Origin of the sequence: [Mycobacterium] manitobense (genome assembly GCF_025821665.1) — a bacterium.
GTDB lineage: Bacteria > Actinomycetota > Actinomycetes > Mycobacteriales > Mycobacteriaceae > Mycobacterium > Mycobacterium arseniciresistens.
The window spans coordinates 29,296-52,700 of the sequence record NZ_JACKSJ010000117.1; the positions used below are offsets into that span (position 1 = coordinate 29,296).

Sequence of the window (23,405 nt, forward strand, 5' to 3'; positions counted from 1 at the left end):
AGTGAAGCCGGTCACAGCCTTTAAGTCAAGCGACTGATTTATGACCGACTACCGTCATGCCGACGGCTTCTCCTTGCGCGCGATGACCTTGCCTGCCACCGTGCCCCCGTCGATCGGGAGGATGGTCCCGGTGACGTAGCGTGACCGGTCCCCCGCCAGGTACAGCGCCGCCTCCGCGACGTCGTCGACAGTGCCTTCCCGCTTGAGCGGGCGGTCGCTGCGCATCTGCGCACGGATCCTCGCCTCGAACTCCTCGAGTCGCGCCGCGTCCTCGCCTGTCGCCGACTTCCGCACGATCGCGGTGCGGATGTTCCCCGGCGCGATGGCGTTGACCCGGACCTCCCAGTGCGCCAGATCGATGGCGGCACACTTGGTGAACTGGATGACGGCGGCCTTCGACGCCCGGTAGGTCATCACGCCGCCGCCGGCCTGGATGCCGCCGATCGACGTCAGGTTGATGATCGAGCCGCCGCCGTGTTCGGACATGTGCCGTGCGGCGTCCCGGGTGCCTGCCATCACCGCGAGCACGTTGACCGCCATCACCTGGTGGAAGTCGGCGAGGTCGTCGTCGAGGAACTTCGGGAACATTTTCCCCGAGACCCCTGCGTTGTTGATCATCACGTGCAGACCGCCGTGCTCCGCGACCGCCGTCGACACCAGCGTGCCCACCTGGCCGATGTCGGAGACGTCGGTCTCGATGAACTCGGCGCGTGCACCGAGTTCATCGCCCAGCGCCGCGCCGAGTTCGGTGTCGATGTCGCCGAACACCACCGTCGCGCCCTCGGCGTGGAATCGTCGCACCAGCCCTTCGCCGAGTCCCGACGCCCCACCCGTGATCACGGCGACCTTGCCCTCGAGTTCACCGGTGGTCATTGTGCGGGCACCTCTCTGTGGGCGACGTCGGCCAGGAACTCCGACAGCAGGGCGTCGACCGCCGCGGGTCGCTCGATCTGTGGGCAGTGCCCGGCGTCGTCGACAACCGCGGAGCGGGCGCCGGCGATCTGGCCGGCGATCTCGGCCGCCCAGCCCGCGGGCAGGAGCTTGTCGCTGCCACCTTCGACGATCAGCGTCGGCACGGTGATCCGATGGTAGGCACGCCTACTCGACGGCAGCGGAGGCGGCTCGAGGCCCGGCCGGCGAAAGCGCGCCGCGGCCAGCGCTTCCCACGCTCCCGGTGCGATGCTGGACTCGTAGCGCCGCTGCACGTAGTCGTCGTCCTCGGGATACGAGGGATCGGCGAAGAGCGCCGCGACGATGCGGCGCATCGCCGGCAGGCTGGCGTCGTAGTCGTAGAGCGCCCCGGAATGCTCGTTGCGCTGGATTTCCCCGCCACCGCAGATGATCGTCATGCTGCGCACCGGTAGCACCGGCGCCTCCGACGTGGCGTCCACCAGCAGATTGATCGCGCCCATCGAGTTCCCGACGAAGTGGGCGGCAGTGACGCCGAGGGTCTCGCAGAAGCGGGCGACGTGGCGGATCCGCATCCCGCGGCCGTCGGTGAAGTCGACCACCTTGGCCGAGCCGCCGAACCCCAGCATGTCGGGGGCCAGCACCCGATACTTCGACGCGAGAGCGGGAATCAGTCGCTCCCAGCTGATCTCGGCGGTGACGCCGAACTCGCCGCCGTGCAGCAGCACGACCGGGTCGCCGTCGCCGGCCTCCAGGTACGCGGTGACCAGACCGTCGACCGTCGTCGACCGCCGCGTGAACGTCACGTGGTGTTCCTGTGCGCGCGGGCGAAGGTGAGCACCTGGCCGGCCAGCATGTCGAGCTGGTTGCGCACCGGCTCGTCGACGAGTTCGCCCGCCTCGTCCCAGATCCGGTCGGCCGAGTTGATCGCCACGCCCAGCGGCGTCGGCCAGGCCCGCAGCGCGTGGCCGATCGACCGCAGCTGCCCCAGGGTGCCGACCGCGGCCTGCCACCCGTAGGCGCAACTGATGCAGCCCCACGGTGTGTCGTCGAGGTACACCCGCGCGTCCTCGCGCAGGTCCTCGATGTAGTCGAGCGCGTTCTTGACGAGTCCGGACACGGCGCCGTGGTAGCCCGGCGACCCCACGACGACGGCGTCGGCATCGCGAAGCGCCCCGACGAGCTCGAGTGCCTTCGGGGTGCGCTCGAGCTGGTGCGGGGCGTACATCGGCAGGTCGAGGTCCGGCCCGGCGAACATGCGGATGCGGCCGCCTTCGCGCTCGACGGACTGCAGGCAGTGCCGCACCGCGCGTTCGGTCGACGAGTTCTCCCGCAGGGTGCCGCCGAGCCCCACCACCAGCGGCCGCTGCGCGCTCTCGGTCTGCGCCGCCGCCGTTTCCGTCACGGTCATGTCGTCTCCCGTCATTTGATGGCGATCGGATTCACCGGTGAGCCCACGGCGCCGGTGAAGCGCAGGGGCGGTGCGATCAGCTGGAATTCGTACACGCGGTCCGCGGCACAGTCGGCGGACAGCGCGGTCAGGTCCCAGTACTCGCCCAGCATCAGGCCCATGTCGCGCAGGCAGAGCATGTGCAGCGGCAGGATCGTCCCCTCGATGCCCGACACCGGGTCCTCGACCATCAGGTTGTCCGCGGCGATCGCAGCGATCTCGTGATCGTGCAGCCACGAGGCGCACCGCCAGTCCAGGCCGGAGTACGGCTCGGTGCCGTCGCGGTTCTCCAGGAATCGCGCCCACCAGCCGGTGTGGATCAGCACGACGTCGCCGCGTTCGACCGTGACGCCCTGCGCGCGGGCCACCTCGTCGAGTTCCTCGGGGGTGATGGGATTTCCGTGTTCGAGGAAAGTCTGCGCGCCGCGGTGACGGACCAGGTCCAGCAGCACCCCGCGGGTGGTGATGCCCTTCGGATCCACCTTGTCGATCCCGCAGTGGAACGCGCCGAGGCTGGTCACCGAATTCGCGGGAAACCCGTTGTACAGCTTGTCGTCGTAGTAGACGTGCGACAACGCGTCCCACTGCGTGGCGGCCTGCAGCGGCATGATCACCATGTCGTCGTTGAACCGGAACGGATTGTCGACGAAGTACCCCGAGAGCTGCTGGGCCACCGTGTTCTTGAACCAGTCCGGGCCGTACTTGACCAGCGTCTCGGCATCGCCGCCGTCGACGGTCATCACGTGAATCGGATTGGGCCGGTACTGGAATGCGCCCTGCGGCCCCGACGAGCCGAAGTCCACTCCCAGCGAGAACACCTTGCCGTGCCGCACCAGGCCGGCAGCCTGCGCCACCTTCTCGGCGGTGATGAAGTTCAGGGTGCCCAGTTCGTCGTCGTCACCCCAGCGGCCCCAGTTGCGGACGTCGTCACCGAGTCGGCGGAAGTCGTTCAGGCTCGCCATCGTTTCACTCCTGCGCGCTGTCGGCGGTGCGGCGCGGCACCGAGGCGGCGAGGTCGCTCTCGCCGACGGTGCCGCCGTCCACCCAGATCACCTGACCGGTGATGTAGCTGGCGGCAGCGCTGTTGAGGAAGACCAGCACGCTGGCCTGTTCGTCCGGCGTTGACACCCGGCCCAGCGGCGTTCGGAAGGCGTCGAGGAAGTCCTGGCCGTAGGCGGTGCGCAACTGGTCGAGGATCGGGGTATCGGTGACCCCGGGTGCGGTGCAGTTGATGCGAATGCCCCTGGCGCCCAACGCGCAGACCTGCGCCATGCCGTAGAGGATGATGGCCTCCTTGGCCAGCCGGTAGCCACCGCCGTCGGCCAGGGCCTCCGGGTTGGCCGCGCACCACTCGAGGCCCTCGTCGATCGTCGCTGTCTCCACCAGTCCGGCTGTCACCGTGGCGTTCTCGCGGTATGCCGATGCCGCCAGCGAGGACACGTTGGCGATTGCCGACCCGGGCGGCATGGCGGGGACGATCGCCTCGGTGAACCGCCTGGTGCCGAGGAAGTTGATGGTGACCACCCTCCGCGGATCACCGATGCCCGACGACACGCCCGCGACGTTGAACAGGGCGTCGACCCTGCCGCCGATCGAGGCGGCGGCGTGGTCGATCGACGGCTCGCTGGACAGGTCGAGGTCGATGAACGACGCGATCTGCACCGCGGGCGGCCGGAGGTCGAGTCCGATGACCTCACCGCCGAGCGACGTGACCTGCTGGGCCACGTGCGCGCCGATCCCGGACGCGACGCCGGTGACGACCACCCGCTTGCCGTCGTAACGCCATCGATCGCCGACCTCGTTCACCGCCGTCAGCCCGCCTGCTCGCGCGCTGCCTTCTCCGCCTGCGCCGCCTTCACGCGGCCTTCGTTGATCTCGGCCATCGCCTCGGGGATCTCACCGGCGGTGAACTTGCCGCCGCGGCCGGTCGGCAGGCCGCCGAATGAGTAGGTCTCGTCGAAGAGCGGCGCGTCGGACGCTTCGCGCCGCGACTCCACCTTCTCGATGACGGGCTCGAGGCGTTTCGCCTTGTCCGTCACGGCCTTCTGGTCGCGCTCGATGAACTCGGGCAGGATCTCTTTGCCCATGATCTCGATCGATTCCATGGTGCCCTCATGGCTGCGCGGGTTGAGCAGCAGGATGATCTCGTCGACCCCGCTGGCCTCGTAGCCGCGCAGGAACTCCCGCACCGTGTCCGGCGAGCCGATCGCGCCGCGGCCGGGTCCGTAGGCCAGCGTCGGGTCCTCCTTGACCGCCTGCTCGTAGAGCTCCCACACGCCGGTGCGGCCGGGGGTGTGCATCCCGGTCATGTAGTAGTGCATGATGCCGAACGAGAAGAAGCCGCCACCGATTCCGAGCTTTTTCAGCGCCTCGTCGTCACTCTTGGCGACCATCATCGACAGGTCGCCGCCGATGGCGAGCAGGTTCGGGTTGATCGCCGGGGTGATTGGAGTGCCCTTCTCCTCGAACTCCCGGTAGTAGCCGTCCACCCGCTCCTTGAGCGCCTCGGGTCCGGTGTAGGCGAAACTCAGTGCGCCGATCGCCTTCTGGGCGGCCATCTGCACCGACGACGGCCTGGTGCAGGCCACCCAGACCGGCGGGTGGGGCTGCTGCAGCGGCTTGGGGATCACGTTGCGGGCGGGCATCTCCACGTGCTCGCCCTTGAAACCGGAGAACGGCGCCTCGGTCATGCACCGGATCGCGACCTCGAGGGCCTCCTCCCACTGTGCGCGCTTGTCGGCCGGGTCGATGTTGAAGCCACCGAGCTCGGCCACCGACGACCCCTCGCCGGTGCCGAACTCGACACGGCCGTTGGACAGGTGGTCCAGCGTCGCGACCCGCTCGGCGATGCGGGCGGGGTGGTTGATCGGCGGCGGCAGGTGCATGACACCGAAGCCCAGCCGGATGTCCTTGGTGCGCTGGCTCGCCGCGGCCAGGAACATCTCCGGAGCGGTCGAGTGACAGTACTCCTCGAGGAAGTGGTGCTCGGTGAGCCAGACGGTGGAGAAGCCGGCCTTGTCGGCGGCCTCCACCTCGTCGAGGCCGTGCTGGAACAGCTGGTGCTCGTCGTCGTCAGACCACGGCCGCGGCAGCGGGAATTCGTAGAACAGCGAGATCTTCATGGTTACCTCCGTGGGCTGTCGAGGGTCGAGTGGTGGGGGATCGAGGAGTGGGTAATCGAGAGAGTGCCTGCGGTGTCGCCGCCGGCGATGTGCCGGGCGGCCACGTAGCCGAACGTCATGGCGGGGCCGATGGTCGCGCCTGCCCCGGCGTAGCTGCGGCCCATCACCGCGGCCGATGCGTTGCCCACCGCGTAGAGGCCGGCGATCGGTGTGTCGTCGTCGCGCAGCACCCTGGCGAACTCGTCGGTGCGCAGGCCACCCGAGGTGCCGAGGTCGCCGAGGATGATCTGGAACGCGTAGTAGGGCGGCTTGCCCAGCGGGTGCAGGTTCGGGTTGGGCAGGGTCGGGTCGCCGTAGTAATTGTCGTAAGCGCTGTCACCGCGGTTGAAGTCGTCGTCGTGGCCGCCGCGCGCCAGTTCGTTGAACCGCTCGGCCGTCCGCCGGAGCTGCGCCGGCGGCACGCCGATCTCGGCGGCGAGCTCCTCGAAGGAGTCACCCGCCTTGACGATTCCCGACTCGAGCCAGGCCTTCGGGACCTTCCACCCGGTGGGCACCGGTGCGAACGGGATCTTCGGCAGCGGCAGGTGGCCGCCGACGACGTAGCGGTGGAACGAGCGGATGTCGGTGACCAGCCAGCACGGGATGTGCTCCACACCGGTGCGCTCGCCCTCGATCATCGCGTGGGCGAAGTCCATGTAGGGGGCCGCCTCGTTGATGAAGCGCTCCCCCGCCCCGTTGACGACGAACTGCGCGGGCATCATCCGTTCGTTCAGCATGAACTGCAGCCGCCCGTCCGGCCAGCACATCGCCGGGAACCACCACGCCTCGTCGAGCAGCTCGGTGGCCGCGCCGACCTTCTGTCCGGCCCGGATGCCGTCACCCGTGGCGGCCGGATTGCCGAAGCTCCAGTCCTTCTCCAGCTCGGGCAGGTACTCACGGCGCCAGGTCATGTCGTGGTCGAAGCCACCGGCGGCGATGATCACCCCGCGCCGCGCGTGGATGCGCACCGACCGGCCGTCCTTCTCGACGACGGCACCGATCACCGCTCCCCCGTCGTCGGTGACGAGCTCGCTCATCGGTGCGTCCAGCCACAGCGGGATGTCCTGCTGCTTCATCGCCAGCCGCATCCGCGCGGCCAGCGACTGGCCGATCGCCGCCATCCGGTCGCCGAACACCCGGGCCCGGACCATCCGCCAGATCAGTTTGAGCAGCACCGCCTTGCCGCGCCAGTTCTGCCTGACCTGATAGAACAGCCGCAGATCCTTGGGGGCGAACCAGATTCCCTTCGGCGCAAGGGCGAGCGGTGCAAGCAGCTGCTGCTCCTCGTCGCCCAGCTCCCGCAGGTCGATGGCAGGCACGTTGATGGTGCTGCCGAGCGCCGAGCCGCCGGGCAGTTCCGGGTAGTAGTCGGCGTAGCCGGGTTTCCAGACGAATTCGAACCACGTGCTGCGCTGTTCGAGGAACTCCATCATCTCGGGCGCGCGGTCGACGTAGGTGCGTAACCGCGCGTCGCTGACCAGTCCGCCGGTGATGGTCCGAAGGTAGGTGAACACCTCGTCGGGATCGGGCACGTAACCCGCCCGGCGCTGCGACGGTGCACCCGGCACCCAGATGCCGCCGCCTGACAGCGCGGTGGAGCCGCCGTACTGCGACGCCTTCTCCACCACCAGCGTGTCGAGGCCGGCCGCGTCGGCGGTCAGCGCGGCGGTCATCCCGCCTCCGCCGGAACCGATCACGAGCACGTCGACCTCGGTGTCGAAGCCCGCGGTGCCCGCCGCTGCGGACGTCATACGGCGACCGCCGTCCGGATCGCGAAGCCGGCGATCAGGTCCGGCGCCGCCCGGTAGAACCGCTGTTCGGTCCGGTAGCCACCCGCGGCGGCCTGCAGTGCCGCGAAAGCCGCCACCCAGGTGCGGATCTCGTGTCCGGAGTTGCCGCCCTCGCGGGCGATGAACGGGTTGGACCAGCCGTCCAGGTCGGTCAGCCAGCCCTCGTCGAGGATCTCCAGCAGGGTCTGGTCCCACACCGGGTTCAGTGGTTGCAGCCGGCTCTCGCCACGGGCGAACTGTTGGGCGGCATCGATCACCGCGGCCTGCCGCGCCATCCGCGCCTCGGTGCTGATCGGGGCCCCGTGCACGATGCGCTCCAGCGCGGCGGGCGGCGCCGTCGCCAGCGTCGGCACCGGCGGGTCGTGTGACAGCCCGCCCGAACCGATCACCAGCACCCGCTTGCCGAGTCCGGCGAGGAAGCCGCCCACCGCCGCACCGAGCATCCGGGACCGTTTGAGCGGGCCCAACGGGGTGGCGACGGAGTTGATGAAGATCGGCAGCACCGGGCGCGACGTCGGATCGCCGAACAGCTTCTCGAGCGGTTGGACGGTGCCGTGGTCGACGTCCATGCTGGCCGAGATCGCCACGTCGACACCGGCCTCCCACACCGCGCTCGCGCAGTCGTTGGCCGTCGACTCCGGCACGTCGAGCGGCCCGGCGTGGGTGCCGAAGTCACCGACACCGCGGGCGGACGTGCCGATGCAGAACGGTGGCATCAGCCGGTAGAAGAAGCCGTTGTAGTGATCGGGCGAGAAGATCACGACGAGCTCCGGGTCGAAGGCGGTGACGAAGTCTCGGGCGTCCGCGATGGCCGTCCCGATGTCGTCAAGGAGTTCCTGCGACGGTCCCGGAAGATTCAACAGTGGACTGTGCGACATGCAGCACAGCGCCACTTCCGTTGTGGAGGTTCCCATCTGGTTCGTTGCCTCCTCTCTGGGTGACATGCAGCACCGCGAACAGTGCTTCGCTGGTCTCGGGTGCGCGCTGGGCGATGCAGGCGCCGGCGATGCAGCGGTCCGGCCGCAGGAACAGCACCGACTCGGTGTGCGCGTCGAACCAGGCCTTCACCGCGCCGGTCCGGTCGCCGACGATCACGACGTCGGGGTCGTCGTGTCCTGTCCAGTGCAGCTGGGTCACCGGTCGGGCGGCGACGAACCTGGCACCCAATGCCTTCCAGCGGTTGAAGATCTGCTCGCCGAGCAGGGCGCGCGGGTTGTTGTTCCAGCACAGCACCGCGAATCCGGTGCCGAGGACGTCGTCGAGCAGCACGCCCGCCTGCTCCCGGGTGTCGACGCGGGGCTGGATGAACAGCGTGCCGGTGGGCGACGTCGGCGTCGGCGCGTGGTCGTGGTGGACCGCACCCTGCTCGTAGCGCGGCATCGGCTTGAACCGCATCTCGAGCACGTAGCGCTTCAGCGTCGGGACGACGGACGCGCCACGGATCACCCTGTCGCGCAGCGCCGCAACGCGACGGTTCGTCGGGGAGATGACGCGGCCCACCATCGTGGACAGGTCGATCATCGCCCGGGCGTGCTTGCGGCGTTCGACGTCGTAGGTGTCCAACAGCGCGTCACCGGCCTGGCCCTTGATCACCGAAGCCAGCTTCCAGCCGAGGTTGGCGGCGTCGCGGATGCCACTGTTGTACCCCTGCCCCTGCCACACCGGCATCAGGTGTGCGGCGTCGCCGGCCAGGAACATCCTGCCGGCGCGGAATGCGCCGGCAATGCGGGAGTGGTGGGTGTAGACCCGGTGCCGGATCACGTCGACGCGCTGCGGGTCCGGAACGAATCTGCCGAGCATCCGCTCGATGAACGCCGGCTCCTCGACCTGCTCGTCGGACTCGTCGGCGTGGATCATGAACTCGAACCGGCGGATTCCGTGCGCGATCGAGATCGAGGCGTACGGCCGCTCCGGGTCCGCACCGACCTCGCTGTTGGGGTGGCCCAGCGGATCGTTGGCCACGTCGACGACCAGCCACCGGGTGGCCGATGTGGTGCCCTCGAACGACACTCCCATCAACCTGCGGGTGGCGCTGCGGCCGCCGTCGCACCCCACGAGATACCGCGCGGTGACCGGGTTCTCGTCACCCGACAGCCGCACCGTGACGCCGCCTTCGGTCTCGGCGCACGCCTCCATCCGGCTGCCCCAGGCCACCTGCACGTGGTCGAAGCGATCGAGGCCGGCGAGCAGTTCGGCGTCGACCATCGGCTGGACGAATCCGTTGCGCTTGGGCCAGCCGAAGCGGGCGTCGGGCGGGGCCATCTCGGCGAGCAGCCGCCGGTTGCGGTCGAAGAAGCGCAGGATCTGGTTCGGCACGGTGTGCGGCAGCACCTTGTCGACCAGGCCGATCGCCTGGAATGTGCGCAGCGCCTCGTCGTCGAGGCCGACGCCCCGCGGGTAGTCGATCAGACTGTCGCGCTCGTCGACGACGAGTGTGCGTACGTCCTGCAGGCCGAGGATGTTGGCCAGCGTGAGCCCGACCGGCCCGCCTCCGACGATGACGACGTCGGCGTCGTTCATCACTGCCGCCCCAGGAGGAAGTCGAGGTGCAGCCGGTTGAACGTCTTCGGATCCTCGTACTGCGGCCAGTGTCCGCAGCCGGGCATCACCTCGAAGCGGGCGCCCGGGATCATCTCCGCGATCCGCCGGCCCTCGCTGACGTCGGCTGTCGGGTCGTCACTGGTCCACAGCACCAGCGTGGGCGCGGAAATCGCGCCGTAGTCATCGGGTTTCATCAGATTGCGGGCACGGATCTCGGGGTCCTGCAGTGCCATGATGTCGCGCATCGCGTCGACGAAGCCCGGTTGCCGGTACACCCGCTGCCGGCTGGCGACGATGTCGTCGTAGCCCTTCGACTTGTCGGCCATCAACCACTTGATGCGTGCCTGCACGGTCTCCCACGTGGGGTTCTCGGCGGCGGCCATGGACAGCGTGATGATCCGCTTCATCACCTCCGGATCGGCCTGCGAGCCGCCGGCGGTGTTGAGCACCAGCCGCTCGAGCCGGTCGGGGTGGTCGACCGCGAACCGCGATGCCACCCAGCCGCCCAGCGACTCGCCGCTGATATGGGCCCGCTGCGCGCCGATCGCGTCGAGGACCGCCAGGAGGTGATCGACGTAGTGGCGCACCTCCAGCGGGTGGCCCGGCCTGTCGGTGTAGCCATGGCCCAGCATGTCGACCGACCAGGTCGAGAAGTGTTCCGCATGGGACTCGAGGTTGCGCACATAGGCCTCGGCATGCCCGCCGGAACCGTGCAGCAGGACCAGCGCCGGCAGGGACGGGTCACCTGCGTGCAGATAACGGGTCCGCACGCCGCCGACATCGAGGTACCCCTGCGAGAACGCGACGCCCTGGAGATCGCTCCACACGCTCTCGTGCTCGGACATGGTCCCCTTCCCGGCGAGTCTGCTGCTCGGCTGGCGGAAATGACGTTCTCGCTCAGTGCGAACAATGTGTGCTAATATCGCACCGTTATGTGCACTATGTTAAGAGCATCACTCTCGCAATGACGTCTGTCAAGGGAGACGGCCCCAATCCGCCGGACAAGCTCGCCGCCGGGTCCCAGACCCTCGCGCGCGGGCTCTCTGCCCTGCAGGCGGTCGCCACCTCGCCGACCGGGCTGACGGTGCAACAGGTCGCCGACTTCGTCGGCGTGCACCGCACCATCGCCTACCGGCTGCTCGGCACCCTGGCGCAGTTCCGCTACATCACCAAGGGCGAGGACGGGCGCTATAGACCGGCGTCGGGCCTCGCCCTGCTCGGGGCGTCCTTCGACAACAACGTGCGTCAGCTCAGCGTGCCGGTGCTGCGCGGACTGGCCGACGAACTCGGCGCCACCGTCTCACTGCTCATCGCCGAGGGTGATCAGCAGGTCGCGATCGCGGTGATCGCCCCGACCCACGTCTACTACCAGCTGTCCTTCCACGAGGGCAGCCGCTACCCGCTGGACCGGGGCGCCGCGGGCATCGCCCTGCTGTCGAGCATGCCGCCGCGACCGGGCGAGCGCGATCTGGTGCCGCAGACCCGAGAGCACGGCTGGGTGATCACCCACGGCGAGGTCGAGCCCAACACCTACGGTCTGGCCGTGCCGGTACGCCGGCGACCTCCGTCTCCGCCCACCTGCATCAACCTCATCTCGCACCGCGAAGACGTGGTGCGAGAAGGCCGGGCGGCGGTCATCGACGCCGCCGCGAAACTGTCCACGATCCTGTCCTAGAGGATCGCCCAAAAGGAGATGACTGCGGTGACCGAGTGGAACCACGCGACCGACGTGGTGGTGCTGGGCAGTGGCGGCGCCGGGCTGACCGCAGCACTGACCGCGGCCGCCGACGGCGCGGCGGTCGAGGTGTACGAGAAGGCCGCCACCGTCGGCGGCACCACCGCGGTGTCCGGCGGGATCGTGTGGATCCCCGCGCACGACCGCGCACCCGACGGCGAACTGACCGCCGAGGACGCGCTGAGCTACCTGCGCGCCCAGTCGCTGGGCTACATGGACGACGACCTCGTCGAGACGTTCGTTCGGACCGGCCCGGCGATGCTCGACTTCGTCGAGGCGCACAGCGACCTGCGGTTCGTCGTCGCGGAGGGCTTCCCCGACTACAAGCCCGAACTGCCCGGCGGCCGGCCTGCGGGCGGGCGCTCGCTGAACGCCACGCCGTTCGACCTGGCGAAGCTGGGTGACTGGCACGACCGGATCACGTCGTTCCCCGCCGACTTCAGCAACGTCGGCATCGACGCCGAGACCCGGGCCCGCATCCACGCGACCGCCGACGAATCCCTGACCGAACCGTGTGTGGCGGGTACCGCGCTGATCGCCGGGCTGCTCAAGGGCCTGCTCGACGCCGGCGTCACGCCGACCACGCAGGCGCGGGCGGTCGAGCTGATCGCCGAGGACGGTCGCATCGCCGGAGTGCGGATCGACCACGGCGGCACGCAGATCCAGGTCCGGGCCCGGCGCGGCGTCGTCCTGGCCAGCGGTGGTTTCGAGTGGGATCCCGCCCTGGTCGACGCATTCCTGCGGGGACCGATGCGCGGCCCCGTCTCACCGCCCAACAACACCGGTGACGGCCTGCGGATGGCGATGGCCCACGGCGCGGACCTGGCCAACATGGGTGAGGCGTGGTGGGTGCCGATCGTGCAGATCCCCGGCGACACCATCGACGGCCACCCGCGCAGCCGCAGTGTCCGCCTGGAACGCACGCGGCCGCGCAGCATCATCGTCAACCGCGCAGGGCAGCGGTTCGTCAACGAGGCGGGCGAGTACAACTCGATGGCCGGCCCGTTCCAGTACCTCGACCCCAAGGGCGGGTACGTCAACGACCCGGCATGGATCGTGTTCGACTCGCTGCACCTGAAGAAGTACGGCTTCCTCGGGGTGGAGCCCGACGGGCCTGCGCCGGGCTGGTTCTCGAAGTCCGCCGATCTCGCCGAACTGCAGGAGAAGACCGGCATCGCCGCCGAGGGGCTGGCCCGCACCCTCGAGGCGTGGAACCGCAACGTCGCCGAGGAGGTCGACCCCGAATTCGGCCGCGGGTCGAGTGTCTACGACGGCTACTGGGGCGACCAGAGCGCCGGCTCACCGGCGCTGCAGACGCTCGGGCCCATCGACACGGCGCCGTTCTACGCGGTCCCGGTGTCCATCGGCGCGATGGGCACCAAGGGCGGCCCGCGCACCGACCGCGACGGCCGGGTGCTGCACGTCAGCGGCACGCCGATCGCCGGCCTGTTCGCGGCGGGCAACGCAATGGCGGGCGCGACCGGAAAGGCCTACGGCGGCGCGGGCGGCACCCTGGGTCCGGCCATGGTCTTCGGGCTGCGCGCCGGGCACGCCGCGGCCACCGGCGAATCGCTGGGCTGACGCACTCAGCGGGGCATGCGCGCGGGCTACGCCGTCTGCGACCGGCGCCGTGCCTCGCTGCGTGCTTCGGCTCCGCTCTCCTGGACCTCGGCGTCGTACTGCGGACTGGTACGGCCGACGTAGCTGCCGTCCTCGCCATCGTCATTCGCCCGCGATCCCGCGACGGCTGCGTCACCCGAAACGTCGGACTCGCCCTTCTCCTGACGAGCCCGATGCCCGTCCTTCGACGCGCCGACCAGACGGCCTACCTTGTTCTTGACACCATCGAGAATTGCCACGAGTCTCCATCCGGGCCCTGGGGCCCCATCGGTGTGCGGCATACCCGCAGGCGGCGGGGCGAATCCTGGTCTCGGCAGACGTCACAGACGGGTCACGCGGCGACTGTCACCCTGTTCGCGCGGATCGGCTAGGCGCCCGGCTATACCCTGACGGGGTGCTCGCAGATTCCGCCACCGACGGCCGATTCGCCGCGATCCCGCGCTCGGCGGCGCAGCTGCGCGTGCTGGACGCCGCGCTGGCGTTGATCTCCGAGCGCGGGGTGAGCGCAACGTCGCTGCAGATGATCGCCGACCGCATCGGGGTGACCAAAGCCGCCGTCTACCACCAGTTCCGCACCAAGGACGAGATCGTCATCGCCCTGACGGAGCGGGAACTCGGCGGGCTCGAGGACGTGCTGGAGGCCGCGGAGGCAGAGTCCGACCGCGTGCAGGCCCGCGAGCTGCTGCTGCGCCGGGTCGTCGACCTCGCCATCGAGCGTCGCACCGCGGTCAGCGTGCTGCAGTTCGATCCCGTCATCGTGCGGTTGCTGGCCGAGCACCGGCCGTTCCAGCGCTTCATCGACCGGCTCTACACGGCGATGCTCGGCGACGAGACCGGCAGCCGGGCCCGGCTGCACGCGGCGATGCTGTCCGGCGTGATCAGCGTCGCGGTGATGCACCCGCTGGTGGTGGACATCGACGACGAGACGCTGCGCGCCGAGCTGCTGCAGACGATGCGCCGCATCGTCGACCTACCCGGCTGACTCCTCGGGCGCGGCGAACAACTGCTCGGCAGCGGTGTACGGGTCGACACTGCCGTCGGCGACGCGTTCGGCCAGCCCGCCCAGCGCCGGATGCGTGCGGAGCAGCGTCTGCGCCAGCGACAGGATCTGCGTGCGGGCGCGCGCGGCACGCCGCTCGGCCGTGTCCGACCGGTGATGGGCGTCGATCGCCTCGGCCAGTTCGGTGACGCCCTCGCCCTGCGCGGCGACCAGTTTGAGGATCGGCACGCTCACCTCACCGCGCAGATCGCGCACGGTCTGCTCGGCGCCCTCGCGGTCGGCCTTGTTGACCACCACCAGGTCGGCGACCTCGAGCAGGCCGGCCTTGGCGGCCTGCACGGCGTCGCCGGCACCCGGGTTGAGCACCACCACCGTCGGGTCGGCGATCGCGGCGATCTCGATCTCGGACTGGCCGACGCCGACCGTCTCGAGCACCACCAGGTCGTAGGACAGCGCCGCAAGCAGCCGGATCGCGGCGGGCACCGCGGCTGCGAGCCCGCCCAGGTGCCCGCGGGTCGCCACCGATCGGATCAGCACATCGGGGTCGTTGATGTGGGCCGCCATCCGGATCCGGTCACCGAGCAGTGCGCCACCGCTGTAGGGCGACGACGGGTCGACGGCCAGCACCGCCACCCGCAGGCCGCGGCCCCGGTAAACGGCGACCAGCGCGGCGACCGTCGTCGACTTGCCCGCACCCGGCGGCCCGGTGAACCCGACGACGCGCGCTTCGTGCACACCGACCGCCGCGAGCACCTCCTCGCGGCGCGAGCCCTCGACGAGGCTCAGCAGCCGGCCCGCCGCACGGGCCGATCCGCCGCGGGCTGCGGCGACGAGCTCGTCGACATCCATTCCGGGGTGAATCCGGGATTGCGGCATCAGCGGAGCCTAGGGTGCCGCGACCTCGATCACGGTCGCCGAGCCCATTCCACCGCCCGCGCACATGGCGGCGACACCGATGCCCCCGCCGCGGCGGCGCAGTTCGTGGACCAGCGTCACCAGCATCCGCGCTCCGGTGGCGGCGACGGGGTGGCCGAGCGAACACCCGCTGCCGCTGACGTTGACCCGGTCCGGATCGATGCCGAGCAGCTTGACGGTCGCCACGCACATCGCGGCGAATGCCTCGTTGATCTCGAAGAGGTCGACGTCGGACACCGCAAGGCCGGCCCGCTTGAGCGCCTTGGGGATCGCCTCGACGGGCGCGAGGCCGGTGAAGGCCGGGTCGACACCGACCGACGCCCATGACCGAACGGTCGCCAGCGCGGGCAGGCCGAGCCGGTCACTGGCGATGGTGAGCGCCGCCGCGCCGTCGTTGGCGCCGCAGGCGTTGCCCGCGGTGATCGAGAAGCCCTCGATCTCGGGGTGCAGTGGCTTGAGTCCGGCCAGCTTCTCGAGGCTGGTGTCGCGGCGCGGATGCTCGTCGGTGTCGAAGACGCCGTGCGGCGTGTCGATCGCGACGATCTCCTCCTTGAAGCGGCCCTCGTCGATTGCCGCGATGGCCTTGCGATGCGACCCGTAGGCCCACTCGTCCATCTCCTCGCGACTCACCCCGGCCCGCACCGCCGCGTTCCAGCCGACAGTGATCGACATGTCCATGTTCGGCGCGTCGGGCCGGTTCGGGTGCGTCGGCGGGAACCAGTCGACCAGCTCCGCATCTTTCTCACTGCTCACCCGCCGCTTGAACCGCGGCGACGTGGACGCCGAGTTCACCCCGCCGGCGATGATCAGCTCATCCATGCCGGCGCGGATGCTCGCCGCGGCGCTCTGCACGGCTGCCTGTCCCGCCGCGCAGTGCCGGTTGTTCGACAGCCCGGGCACCGACTGCAGACCTGCGGTGATGGCGGCGTGCCGGGCGATGACACCACCGCCGTAAAGACCCTCGCCGAGGATCACGTCGTCGACGCGCGTCGGGTCGAGTTCGGCCGCGGCGGCGGACACCACGTGGTCGGCCATCGTGTAGGCGTCGGTGTCGCGCAGCGTGCCCTTCATCGCGGTGCCGATGGGGATACGCAGTGCGTTGACGATCACGGCCTCGGGCATCGCGGACTCCTCTTGACTCGGGTGAGAATGTTATTCTCACAGTCCGAGAGTGTCAGTTGCAAGAAGGGGAACCGCATGCAGATCGCGGGAAGCGCGGCGATCGTCGTCGGTGGTACCGGCGGACTCGGTGAGGCGACGGTCCGCCGTCTGCACGGCGCGGGCGCCAAGGTCGTGGTCGCCGATGTCGCCGACGACAAGGGCCGCGAGCTGGAGTCCGAGCTGGGCGTGCGCTACGTGCACACCGATGCGACGTCCGAGGAGTCGGTGAAGGCGGCGATCGCCGAGGCGCAGTCGCTCGGCCCGCTGCGCATCTCCGTCGACACCCACGGCGGCCCCGCCAGCGGCGGCCGGCTGATCGGCAAGGACGGCTCGCCGCTGGACCTCGACGGCTTCAAGCGGACCATCGAGTTCTACCTGACGGCGGTGTTCAACGTGATGCGGCTGTCGGCCGCGGCGATCGCCACGAGCGAGCCGCTCGACGAGGGCGCCCGCGGCGTCATCATCAACACCGCCTCGATCGCGGGATACGAGGGCCAGGTCGGCCAGCTGCCCTACGCCGCAGCCAAGGGCGGTGTGCTCGGCATGACTCTCGTTGCCGCCCGCGATCTCTCGCCGCTCGGCATCCGCGTGGTCAGCATCGCACCCGGCACGATCAACACCCCTGCCTACGGGAAGGCCGCCGACCAGCTCGAGCAGTACTGGGCGCCGCAGGTGCCCTTCCCCAAGCGGATGGGCCGCTCGACCGAGTACGCCCAGCTCGCGCAGAGCATCATCGAGAACGACTACCTCAACGGCGAGGTCATCCGCCTCGACGGGGCACTGCGCTTCCCGCCCAGGTGACGTCGTCCCTGACGGGAAAGGTCGCGTTCGTCGCGGGCGCCAGCCGCGGCATCGGCGCGACCGTCGCCAGGGCGCTGGCCGCCGAGGGTGCGGCCGTCGCGGTGGCCGCCCGTTCCGAGGAGCAGGGCAAGCTGCCGGGCACCATCGGCTCGGTCGCCGACGCGATCACCGCGGCGGGCGGACGAGCGCTTCCCGTGCCGTGCGACGTCACCAGCGAGGCCTCGGTGGAAGCCGCTGTGGCGGCGACCGTTTCGGAGTTCGGCGGGATCGACGTGCTGATCGCCAACGCGGGCGTGCTGTGGTTGGGACCGGTCGAGTCGACCCCGCTCAAGCGCTGGCAGCTGTGCCTCGACGTCAATCTGACCGGCGTGTTCCTCGTGACCAAGGCCGTGATCCCGCATGTGCGGGCGCGCGGCGGCGGCTCGCTGATCGCGGTGACGACCACCGGTGTCGGGATGGTCGACGCCGGGTCGAACGCCTACTGGGTGTCCAAGGCGGCCGTCGAGCGGCTCTACCTCGGGCTGGCCTCCGATCTGGAGGCCGACGGCATCGCCGTCAACTGCCTGAGCCCGTCGCGCGTGGTGCTCACCGAGGGCTGGCAGGCCGGCGGCGCCGGGATGGAGATCCCGCCGGAGATGGTCGAGCCACCCGAGGCGATGGCCCGCGCGGCGGTGCTGCTGGCCGGCCAGCGGGCCGACGGCATCACCGGCACGGTCCAGCGCTCGGAAGAACTCACGTCCCGTTGACTCTGCGTCCAGGGCGTGCCTCTCTCGCACATCGCCGCCCTGAACGCAAAGTCAGCGCACGTCAGATCGCGTCGAACGGTTCGCCGTCCAGCGCCACCGACGGCAGGCCGTCCGGCCCGACCGGCACGTCGCCGACCAGCGTCACGCGGTAGAGCCTGCGGTCGTCGTCGGTGGTCAGGTCCGACGGCGCGAGGTGCACGGTCGAGCGGTTGTCCCAGAACGCGATGCTGCCCGGCTCCCACTTGAACCGGACTGTGTGCTCCGGGCGCGACAGCTCGTCGTAGAACAGCCCGAGCAGACGGCGGCTCTCGTGCGGCGACACCCCGACGATGTGGCTGGTGAAGCCCGGGTTCACGTACAGCGCGCGCTCCCCCGTCTCCGGATGCACACGCACCACGGGATGCTCGGTGAGCAGCGGCCGCCGGCTGACCCGTTGCCGGTAGTCCTCCGTAGCGGTGGTGCCGTCGGGCGGCGAGAAGCGGTGCACCGCACGCAGGCCGTCGGCGAGCCGCCGTACCGGCTCCGACAATCCTTCATATGCGGCAACGGTGTTCGACCACTGCGTGTCTCCCCCGTAGGGCGGGATCACCTCCGCCCGCAGGATGGACGCCGCCGGTGGATTGACCGCGGCGGTGACGTCGGCGTGCCAGTTCGCCCTGTCGAAGCCGCGGCTGGCGCCGTACCGGGACTTGAAGCGGTCGCGGAAGATCGGATAGATCGTGGGGTACTGCGGGTCCGGGATCGCGTCGAACAGCGGGTGCGCCGGAGTGGGATCGCCGAATGCCGAGGCGAACCGCAGGTGGTCGTCGTGCCCGATGAACTGGTCCCGGAAGAACACCACCTTCCACTTCAGCAGTGCGGCGCGGATTTCGGCGACGTGCGCGTCGCTCAACGGTGCGGTGAGATCGACGCCGTGGATCTCGGCGCCGGTCCAGCCGGACTGGGGCCGGACGTCGAGCGCCTGGGCTACCTGTGTCACTCGTGACTCCTTCTCTCGAAATTCTGGGAACTGTCGGGACTCTCGTGGCCGATCACTGTTCGATGGGGCGGGGCTGTACACCGTCGAGTTCGTTCTGCGCCGTGACGATGTCGTTGTAGCGGCCGTCGACGTAGGACGCGACGTCGACGCGGGTCTTGGTGGTGCCGGTGTCGAAGAGTCCGTCGGCGACGGTCTGGAACAGGGCGGTCGACGAGGCGTCGATCGGGTAGTAGGAGGCGATGCCGTCCTCCTCGTAGAGCTTCTTGCCCTGGTCGAACGTGATGCCCTGCTGCTTGACGTAGTACTCGTCGATCCACTCGTCGGCGTGGGTGTCCTTCCAGTTGTTGGCCGCCACCGCCCGGCCGACGTAGTCGCCGATCGCCGCCACCTTCGCGGGATCGTCGAGGATGTCCTTGCGCACGATCAGGCTCTGGATCCCGGTGTTGATGCCCTTGCCGTCGCCGAGGATCGGCGGTTCGCCGAGTTGGTAGTACTGGTTGCCCAGCACGATCGCCGCCTCCACCGCGCCGGCGGCGAACGTCGGAACCACCTCGGCCCCGGCCAGTTCCACCGGCTGCACGTCGGTGCGCAGGTCCAGCCCATGCTGCTTGAGCAGGGCGGCGGTGACCATGTGGCGGCCCGAACCCGGCGGGTAGGCCACCCGCTTGCCGCGCAGGTCCTCGATCGTGTTGACGCCGCTGTCCGGCCGTGCCACCAGGTAGTAGCCGCCCGAGGTGCCGGGATTGGCCTGCAGCCCGATGGTCACCAGGTCGGTGACACCGCTGTCGACCGCGATGGGCACCGGCGCCTCACCGATGGAGCCGACGTCGGCGGCGCCGGACCGCAGCGCCTCGATCACCGCCGCGCCGCCGCTGAAATCGGCGAACTCGACGCTGTAGGGCGTGTCCTTGCCCGCGCCGGCGAGGTTCCACGGCAGCGACTGTGTCGCGTTCTGCTCGGCGACAACCAGTTTGGCGCCGGGCGGTACCTCCCCCTTGGTGGCGATCTGGACCGAGTCGATCGCTTCGCCTGCTTCGTCGTCGGAGAGGCCACAGGCGGCGGCCAGCAGTGTGGCCGTCAGTGCGACAGAGAGTTTCCATCCGGATCTGGGCATGCGTTGTTCCTGTTCTGTGTGCGGAAGGTCATTGGTCGTCGGTGACGCCGAGCTCGGTCAGCAGCCGGGTCCGCAAGCTTGCGAACTCCGCGGACGCGCGCCTGCGCGGCTTGGGCACCGCCACCTCGGCATCGAGCGAGATGGTGCCGTCGGTCAGCACCACGACGCGGTCGGCCAGCAGGATGGCCTCGTCGACGTCGTGGGTGACCAGGAGCACGGCGGGCGTGTGGCGGCGGCACAGGTCCTGAAGCAGCCCGTGCATCTTGATGCGGGTGAGCGCATCGAGGGCGCCGAAAGGCTCGTCGAGCAGCAGCAGTTCGGGTTCGCGCACCAGTGCGCGGGCCAGCGCGACGCGTTGCGCCTCGCCGCCGGACAGGGTGCGAGGCCACGCCTTGGCCTTGTCGGCGAGGTTGACCTCGGACAGAGCGGCAAGGGCCTGCCTGCGCACCGCGCCGTTGGACGGCAGGCCGACGGTCACATTGGTCTGCACGCGCTGCCACGGCAGCAGCCGCGGATCCTGGAACACGATGGCGCGTCGCTCCGGCACCCGCACGAAGCCGTCGACCTCACCGTCCAGCGCGCCCAGTGCGCGCAGGAACGTGCTCTTGCCCGAGCCGCTACGGCCGAGCAGGGCGACGAATTCGCCCGCGCGGATCTGCAGATCCAGGCCGTCGAGAACGGTGGTGTCGCCGAACTGCTTTCGCAGGTTGCGGACCAGGACCACCGTCTCGGTCAGCGTGTCAGTCTCCGTCATAGGCCCGTCTCCAGGTGAGCAGCCTGCTCTCCAGGAAGCGCACGATCAGGATCGACGACAGCCCGAGCGCGGCGTAGACGGCGATCAGCACGAAGACGACGTCGACCTGGAAGTACTCCCGTGCGTCGGTCATCATCCGGCCGAGGCCCTTCTTGGCGTTGATGGTCTCGGCGAAGATCAGCGCCAGCCACGAGGCGGTGAGACCGAGGCGCAACCCCACCAGGAATCCGGGCAGTGATCCGGGCAGGACGACGCGGTAGATCAGCTCCGTGCGGCCTGCGCCGAAGGATCGGGCCGCCTCGACGAGGCCGGCATCGACGCTGCGGATGGCGCTGAACGTGTTGATGTAGATGGAGACCGCCACCGCGATGGTGATGAGCGTGATCTTGGGCACCTCGCCGATGCCGAACCACACGATGAGCAGCGGCACCAGGGCGAAGTTGGGGATGGCGTTCAGCACTTCCATGTTCGCGTCGACGAAGTTCTCGCCGATCCGCGACAGCCCGGCGATCAGCGCCAGTCCCAGCCCGAGTGCGATGCCGAACACCAGCCCGTACCCGACCCGCAGCAGGCTGGTCGACAAATGCTCCTGCAGCGACCCGTCCAGGATGAGTTGGTACCCGGCACGCACCACCCGGGTCGGCGGTGGCACCGTGCGGGAGTCGAAGGCGCCGGTGGAGGAGAGCAGCTGCCACAGACCGACCAGCAGCACCGGCCCGAGCAGGCGCTGCAGCTGGCGTGGGACGCGGCGCTTGGGACGGCTCTCGCGGTGTGCCGCCCGCGGATCGACGAGCCTGGCCGCGGATCCGCTGCCCGCCGCCCGCGGGGTCAGCACCGTCGCCATCTCAGGCGGCCCCGAAGAACTCACCGGAGATCGACTCGGACGCCCGGCCGTCGGGCCCGACCGGCACGTCGCCGACCAGCGTGATGCGGTGCAGCACCCGGTCGCCCTCGACGTGCTCGAAATCGCGCGGCGCGAGGTGTAGGGCGGCGCGGTTGTCCCAGAAGGCCACGCTGCCCGGCTCCCACTTGAAGCGCACGGTGTACTCGGGCCGGCCGATCTGCTCGAACAGCAAATCCAGCACGTGCCTGCTCTCCCGCGGCGACAGGTCGACGATCTCCCGGGTGAACGACGGATTCACGTACACCACACGCTCTTTGGTCTCGGGGTGGACACGGACCACCGGATGGATCGACGCCAGCGGATTGGCGCGCACCAGGTCGCCGATCTTCTCACTGCTCCGGTCGGCCGAGAACGTCGCGCCGAAGCGGTGTTCGGCGCGCAGGCCGTCGATGAACGCCCGCACCTCGGGCGCCAGACCCTGGTAGACCGCGGCGACATTGGTGAACTGGGTGTCGCCGCCGTACGGCGGGACCGTCTCGGCGCGCAGGATCGAATGCGACGGGGGGTTGATCAGCGGCGTGACGTCGGCATGCCACTGCGGGCCGTTGGGGCTCTGCTTCTTGCGGTACCTGGTGCCGTAGCGGTGATCGTAGGCAGCCGGTGAGACCGTGTGGATCTGTGGGAATTCCGGTGGCGCCGAGTCACCTTCGTACGGGTGCCCCGGTGTCACGTCGCCGAAGCGGGCGCCGAACGCGATCTGCGCCGCGTGGTCGAGTGTCTGGTCGCGGAAGAACACCACCTTCCACTTGTGCAGCGCCGAGCGGATGACCGCCGTCTCCTCGTCGGACAGCGGCGCCGACAGGTCGACACCCGTGATCAAGGCACCTGTCCAGCCGGACAGCGGAGTCACCTGCAGGGCGGTCTTGGTGGCAGTGGTCATCGTCTTGTCCCCTCGAAGTCATACCGTCGTCAGCGATTCGAACGCTAACGGCATGACTCCGGGGCGCTACCGGTTTAGATCGCCCTGAATTTGTCGTTGATCCTGCGGCCACGGCGACGAGCACTCGCACATTCGCGCCGCGGGCGCAGAGTCAACGCATTCGGGGGCCTATTTGCTCTTGGCGATCAGACCGTCGACGATCCGGTTGAAGTCATCGGTTCCGAACGAGACGTATTCGGACAGGTTGGCGTAGTCCAGCGACGCCATCACCGACTTCTCGAGTTGGATGTTCATCAGCCGCTTGGTGGCTTCCAGCGCCTGCTGCGGCAACTCCATGATCTTCTTCGCGCACGCGATCGCCTCGGTGAGCGGATCGGCCACCACGTGGTTGGCCATCCCGAGTTCGAGGGCGCGGGCGGCCTTGATCCGCACACCGGTGAACGCGAACTCCTTGGCCTGCAACAGGCTGATCTGCGACGGCCACACCAGTGGCCCGCCGTCGGCCGCGACCAGTCCGATCGACACGTGCGGATCGGCGAAGAACGCCGTCTCGGCCATGTAGACGATGTCGGACAGCGCGGCCAGGCTGCAGCCGAGCCCGACGGCCGGACCGTTGACCGCGGCGACCACCGGGATGCGGCATCGCACCATTCCGATGACGAGGTCGCGGCCGTGCTTGATCGTCTTCTGCCGCAGCGCCTCGTTGCTGCGCAGTTCGTCGAGGTAGTTGAAGTCGCCGCCGGCCGAGAACGCCCGTCCCGCACCGGTGATCACCGCCGCCCTCGCGTCGGCGTCCTCGTTCAGCGCCTCCCAGATCCGGGCCAGCCCCACGTGCAGCGGGTCGTTGACCGCGTTGAGCTCGTCGGGGCGGTTCAGCATGATGATTCGCAGACCGCCATCGGCACGGACGTCGATCTCGTCGGGCATGTCGTACATGTCAGTTCC

24 protein-coding genes are annotated in these 23,405 nt (G+C 69.5%); 5 read left to right on the forward strand and 19 right to left on the reverse strand.

Annotated features, from left to right (window positions below; genetic code table 11):
• Positions 1-54 precede the first annotated feature (54 nt).
• Genes H7I41_RS14455 through H7I41_RS14500 form a run of 10 tightly spaced genes read right to left on the reverse strand, consistent with a single transcriptional unit; the run spans position 55 to position 10,696 of the window.
• Entirely contained in the window at positions 55-873 is an 819-nt protein-coding gene (locus H7I41_RS14455; RefSeq protein ID WP_264013286.1) for an SDR family NAD(P)-dependent oxidoreductase, read from the reverse strand.
• On the reverse strand, positions 870-1,715 hold the full coding sequence (locus H7I41_RS14460; RefSeq protein ID WP_264013287.1) for an alpha/beta fold hydrolase: 846 nt from the start codon (positions 1,713-1,715) through the stop codon (positions 870-872). The genes H7I41_RS14455 and H7I41_RS14460 overlap by 4 nt, the downstream gene beginning before the upstream one ends.
• Positions 1,712-2,320, reverse strand: a complete 609-nt coding sequence (locus H7I41_RS14465; RefSeq protein ID WP_264013288.1) for an NADPH-dependent FMN reductase — start codon at positions 2,318-2,320, stop codon at positions 1,712-1,714. The genes H7I41_RS14460 and H7I41_RS14465 overlap by 4 nt, the downstream gene beginning before the upstream one ends.
• 11 nt (positions 2,321-2,331) lie before the next feature.
• Positions 2,332-3,321, reverse strand: a complete 990-nt coding sequence (locus H7I41_RS14470) for a cyclase family protein (RefSeq protein WP_264013289.1) — start codon at positions 3,319-3,321, stop codon at positions 2,332-2,334.
• A 4-nt stretch (positions 3,322-3,325) separates the two neighbouring features.
• Positions 3,326-4,165: a coniferyl-alcohol dehydrogenase gene (locus H7I41_RS14475; RefSeq protein ID WP_264013290.1), complete on the reverse strand. Its 840-nt coding sequence runs from the start codon at positions 4,163-4,165 to the stop codon at positions 3,326-3,328.
• A 5-nt stretch (positions 4,166-4,170) separates the two neighbouring features.
• A complete protein-coding gene (locus tag H7I41_RS14480) occupies positions 4,171-5,481 on the reverse strand; it encodes an LLM class flavin-dependent oxidoreductase (RefSeq protein WP_264013291.1) in 1,311 nt (436 codons plus the stop codon).
• A 2-nt stretch (positions 5,482-5,483) separates the two neighbouring features.
• Positions 5,484-7,271, reverse strand: a complete 1,788-nt coding sequence (locus H7I41_RS14485; RefSeq protein WP_264013292.1) for an FAD-binding protein — start codon at positions 7,269-7,271, stop codon at positions 5,484-5,486.
• Entirely contained in the window at positions 7,268-8,188 is a 921-nt protein-coding gene (locus tag H7I41_RS14490) for a 3-carboxyethylcatechol 2,3-dioxygenase (RefSeq protein ID WP_264013293.1), read from the reverse strand. Before H7I41_RS14490 ends, H7I41_RS14485 begins: the two co-directional genes overlap by 4 nt.
• Positions 8,136-9,830: a bifunctional 3-(3-hydroxy-phenyl)propionate/3-hydroxycinnamic acid hydroxylase gene (locus H7I41_RS14495; RefSeq protein WP_264013294.1), complete on the reverse strand. Its 1,695-nt coding sequence runs from the start codon at positions 9,828-9,830 to the stop codon at positions 8,136-8,138. Before H7I41_RS14495 ends, H7I41_RS14490 begins: the two co-directional genes overlap by 53 nt.
• Positions 9,830-10,696 (reverse strand): alpha/beta fold hydrolase, encoded by an 867-nt coding sequence (locus H7I41_RS14500; protein ID WP_264013295.1) that lies wholly within the window; start codon positions 10,694-10,696, stop codon positions 9,830-9,832. Before H7I41_RS14500 ends, H7I41_RS14495 begins: the two co-directional genes overlap by 1 nt.
• Before the next feature lie 119 nt (positions 10,697-10,815).
• Here H7I41_RS14500 and H7I41_RS14505 point away from each other — a divergent pair, with 119 nt between their 5' ends.
• Both H7I41_RS14505 and H7I41_RS14510 read left to right on the forward strand, forming a co-directional pair.
• Positions 10,816-11,526: an IclR family transcriptional regulator gene (locus tag H7I41_RS14505; protein ID WP_264013296.1), complete on the forward strand. Its 711-nt coding sequence runs from the start codon at positions 10,816-10,818 to the stop codon at positions 11,524-11,526.
• Positions 11,527-11,553: 27 nt separating this feature from the next.
• Complete coding sequence (locus tag H7I41_RS14510) at positions 11,554-13,167, forward strand: FAD-dependent oxidoreductase (protein ID WP_264013297.1); 1,614 nt, start codon at positions 11,554-11,556, stop codon at positions 13,165-13,167.
• Positions 13,168-13,193: 26 nt separating this feature from the next.
• Here the strand turns inward: H7I41_RS14510 and H7I41_RS14515 are convergent, their stop codons facing one another.
• On the reverse strand, positions 13,194-13,406 hold the full coding sequence (locus H7I41_RS14515) for a hypothetical protein (RefSeq protein ID WP_264013438.1): 213 nt from the start codon (positions 13,404-13,406) through the stop codon (positions 13,194-13,196).
• Positions 13,407-13,600: 194 nt separating this feature from the next.
• Between H7I41_RS14515 and H7I41_RS14520 the strand changes: the two genes are divergently transcribed.
• On the forward strand, positions 13,601-14,188 hold the full coding sequence (locus H7I41_RS14520; RefSeq protein WP_264013298.1) for a TetR/AcrR family transcriptional regulator: 588 nt from the start codon (positions 13,601-13,603) through the stop codon (positions 14,186-14,188).
• On the opposite strand, the gene meaB is transcribed toward H7I41_RS14520, so the two are convergent.
• Together meaB and H7I41_RS14530 are read right to left on the reverse strand one after the other, a co-directional pair.
• Positions 14,177-15,055: a methylmalonyl Co-A mutase-associated GTPase MeaB gene (gene meaB / locus H7I41_RS14525; protein ID WP_264013439.1), complete on the reverse strand. Its 879-nt coding sequence runs from the start codon at positions 15,053-15,055 to the stop codon at positions 14,177-14,179. The genes H7I41_RS14520 and meaB overlap by 12 nt on opposite strands.
• A gap of 36 nt (positions 15,056-15,091) precedes the next feature.
• Positions 15,092-16,243: a thiolase family protein gene (locus H7I41_RS14530; RefSeq protein WP_264013299.1), complete on the reverse strand. Its 1,152-nt coding sequence runs from the start codon at positions 16,241-16,243 to the stop codon at positions 15,092-15,094.
• 75 nt (positions 16,244-16,318) lie between these two features.
• Here H7I41_RS14530 and H7I41_RS14535 point away from each other — a divergent pair, with 75 nt between their 5' ends.
• Positions 16,319-17,083: an SDR family NAD(P)-dependent oxidoreductase gene (locus H7I41_RS14535; protein ID WP_264013300.1), complete on the forward strand. Its 765-nt coding sequence runs from the start codon at positions 16,319-16,321 to the stop codon at positions 17,081-17,083.
• Positions 17,080-17,829 carry an SDR family NAD(P)-dependent oxidoreductase gene (locus H7I41_RS14540; RefSeq protein WP_264013301.1) on the forward strand — a complete coding sequence of 250 codons (750 nt, stop codon included), beginning with the start codon at positions 17,080-17,082 and terminating at the stop codon, positions 17,827-17,829. Before H7I41_RS14535 ends, H7I41_RS14540 begins: the two co-directional genes overlap by 4 nt.
• Before the next feature lie 61 nt (positions 17,830-17,890).
• On the opposite strand, the gene H7I41_RS14545 is transcribed toward H7I41_RS14540, so the two are convergent.
• The 6 genes from H7I41_RS14545 to H7I41_RS14570 all read right to left on the reverse strand — a co-directional run bounded on the left by H7I41_RS14545 (position 17,891) and on the right by H7I41_RS14570 (position 23,396).
• Entirely contained in the window at positions 17,891-18,808 is a 918-nt protein-coding gene (locus tag H7I41_RS14545; RefSeq protein WP_264013302.1) for a TauD/TfdA dioxygenase family protein, read from the reverse strand.
• A 52-nt stretch (positions 18,809-18,860) separates the two neighbouring features.
• Positions 18,861-19,922 carry a PhnD/SsuA/transferrin family substrate-binding protein gene (locus tag H7I41_RS14550; protein ID WP_264013303.1) on the reverse strand — a complete coding sequence of 354 codons (1,062 nt, stop codon included), beginning with the start codon at positions 19,920-19,922 and terminating at the stop codon, positions 18,861-18,863.
• Between the two features lie 28 nt (positions 19,923-19,950).
• On the reverse strand, positions 19,951-20,658 hold the full coding sequence (locus tag H7I41_RS14555) for an ABC transporter ATP-binding protein (protein ID WP_264013440.1): 708 nt from the start codon (positions 20,656-20,658) through the stop codon (positions 19,951-19,953).
• Between the two features lie 4 nt (positions 20,659-20,662).
• The gene (locus H7I41_RS14560; protein ID WP_264013304.1) at positions 20,663-21,544 is read right to left on the reverse strand and encodes an ABC transporter permease; all 882 of its coding nucleotides are present in this window, start codon (positions 21,542-21,544) and stop codon (positions 20,663-20,665) included.
• Positions 21,522-22,460 carry a TauD/TfdA dioxygenase family protein gene (locus H7I41_RS14565; protein ID WP_264013305.1) on the reverse strand — a complete coding sequence of 313 codons (939 nt, stop codon included), beginning with the start codon at positions 22,458-22,460 and terminating at the stop codon, positions 21,522-21,524. The genes H7I41_RS14560 and H7I41_RS14565 overlap by 23 nt, the downstream gene beginning before the upstream one ends.
• A 168-nt stretch (positions 22,461-22,628) precedes the next feature.
• Positions 22,629-23,396 (reverse strand): enoyl-CoA hydratase/isomerase family protein, encoded by a 768-nt coding sequence (locus H7I41_RS14570; protein WP_264013306.1) that lies wholly within the window; start codon positions 23,394-23,396, stop codon positions 22,629-22,631.
• Positions 23,397-23,405: the final 9 nt, after the last annotated feature.

What these genes read in the sequence shown, in the direction of transcription:
- H7I41_RS14495 (WP_264013294.1), bottom strand. Translation starts at nt 9,830, where the DNA reads ATGAACGACGCCGACGTCGTCATCGTCGGAGGCGGGCCGGTCGGGCTC.
- H7I41_RS14505 (WP_264013296.1), top strand. Translation starts at nt 10,816, where the DNA reads ATGACGTCTGTCAAGGGAGACGGCCCCAATCCGCCGGACAAGCTCGCC.
- H7I41_RS14500 (WP_264013295.1), bottom strand. Translation starts at nt 10,696, where the DNA reads ATGTCCGAGCACGAGAGCGTGTGGAGCGATCTCCAGGGCGTCGCGTTC.
- H7I41_RS14490 (WP_264013293.1), bottom strand. Translation starts at nt 8,188, where the DNA reads ATGTCGCACAGTCCACTGTTGAATCTTCCGGGACCGTCGCAGGAACTC.
- H7I41_RS14530 (WP_264013299.1), bottom strand. Translation starts at nt 16,243, where the DNA reads ATGCCCGAGGCCGTGATCGTCAACGCACTGCGTATCCCCATCGGCACC.
- H7I41_RS14480 (WP_264013291.1), bottom strand. Translation starts at nt 5,481, where the DNA reads ATGAAGATCTCGCTGTTCTACGAATTCCCGCTGCCGCGGCCGTGGTCT.
- H7I41_RS14550 (WP_264013303.1), bottom strand. Translation starts at nt 19,922, where the DNA reads ATGCCCAGATCCGGATGGAAACTCTCTGTCGCACTGACGGCCACACTG.
- H7I41_RS14565 (WP_264013305.1), bottom strand. Translation starts at nt 22,460, where the DNA reads ATGACCACTGCCACCAAGACCGCCCTGCAGGTGACTCCGCTGTCCGGC.
- H7I41_RS14470 (WP_264013289.1), bottom strand. Translation starts at nt 3,321, where the DNA reads ATGGCGAGCCTGAACGACTTCCGCCGACTCGGTGACGACGTCCGCAAC.
- H7I41_RS14535 (WP_264013300.1), top strand. Translation starts at nt 16,319, where the DNA reads ATGCAGATCGCGGGAAGCGCGGCGATCGTCGTCGGTGGTACCGGCGGA.
- H7I41_RS14485 (WP_264013292.1), bottom strand. Translation starts at nt 7,271, where the DNA reads ATGACGTCCGCAGCGGCGGGCACCGCGGGCTTCGACACCGAGGTCGAC.
- H7I41_RS14455 (WP_264013286.1), bottom strand. Translation starts at nt 873, where the DNA reads ATGACCACCGGTGAACTCGAGGGCAAGGTCGCCGTGATCACGGGTGGG.
- H7I41_RS14570 (WP_264013306.1), bottom strand. Translation starts at nt 23,396, where the DNA reads ATGTACGACATGCCCGACGAGATCGACGTCCGTGCCGATGGCGGTCTG.
- meaB (WP_264013439.1), bottom strand. Translation starts at nt 15,055, where the DNA reads ATGGATGTCGACGAGCTCGTCGCCGCAGCCCGCGGCGGATCGGCCCGT.
- H7I41_RS14465 (WP_264013288.1), bottom strand. Translation starts at nt 2,320, where the DNA reads ATGACCGTGACGGAAACGGCGGCGGCGCAGACCGAGAGCGCGCAGCGG.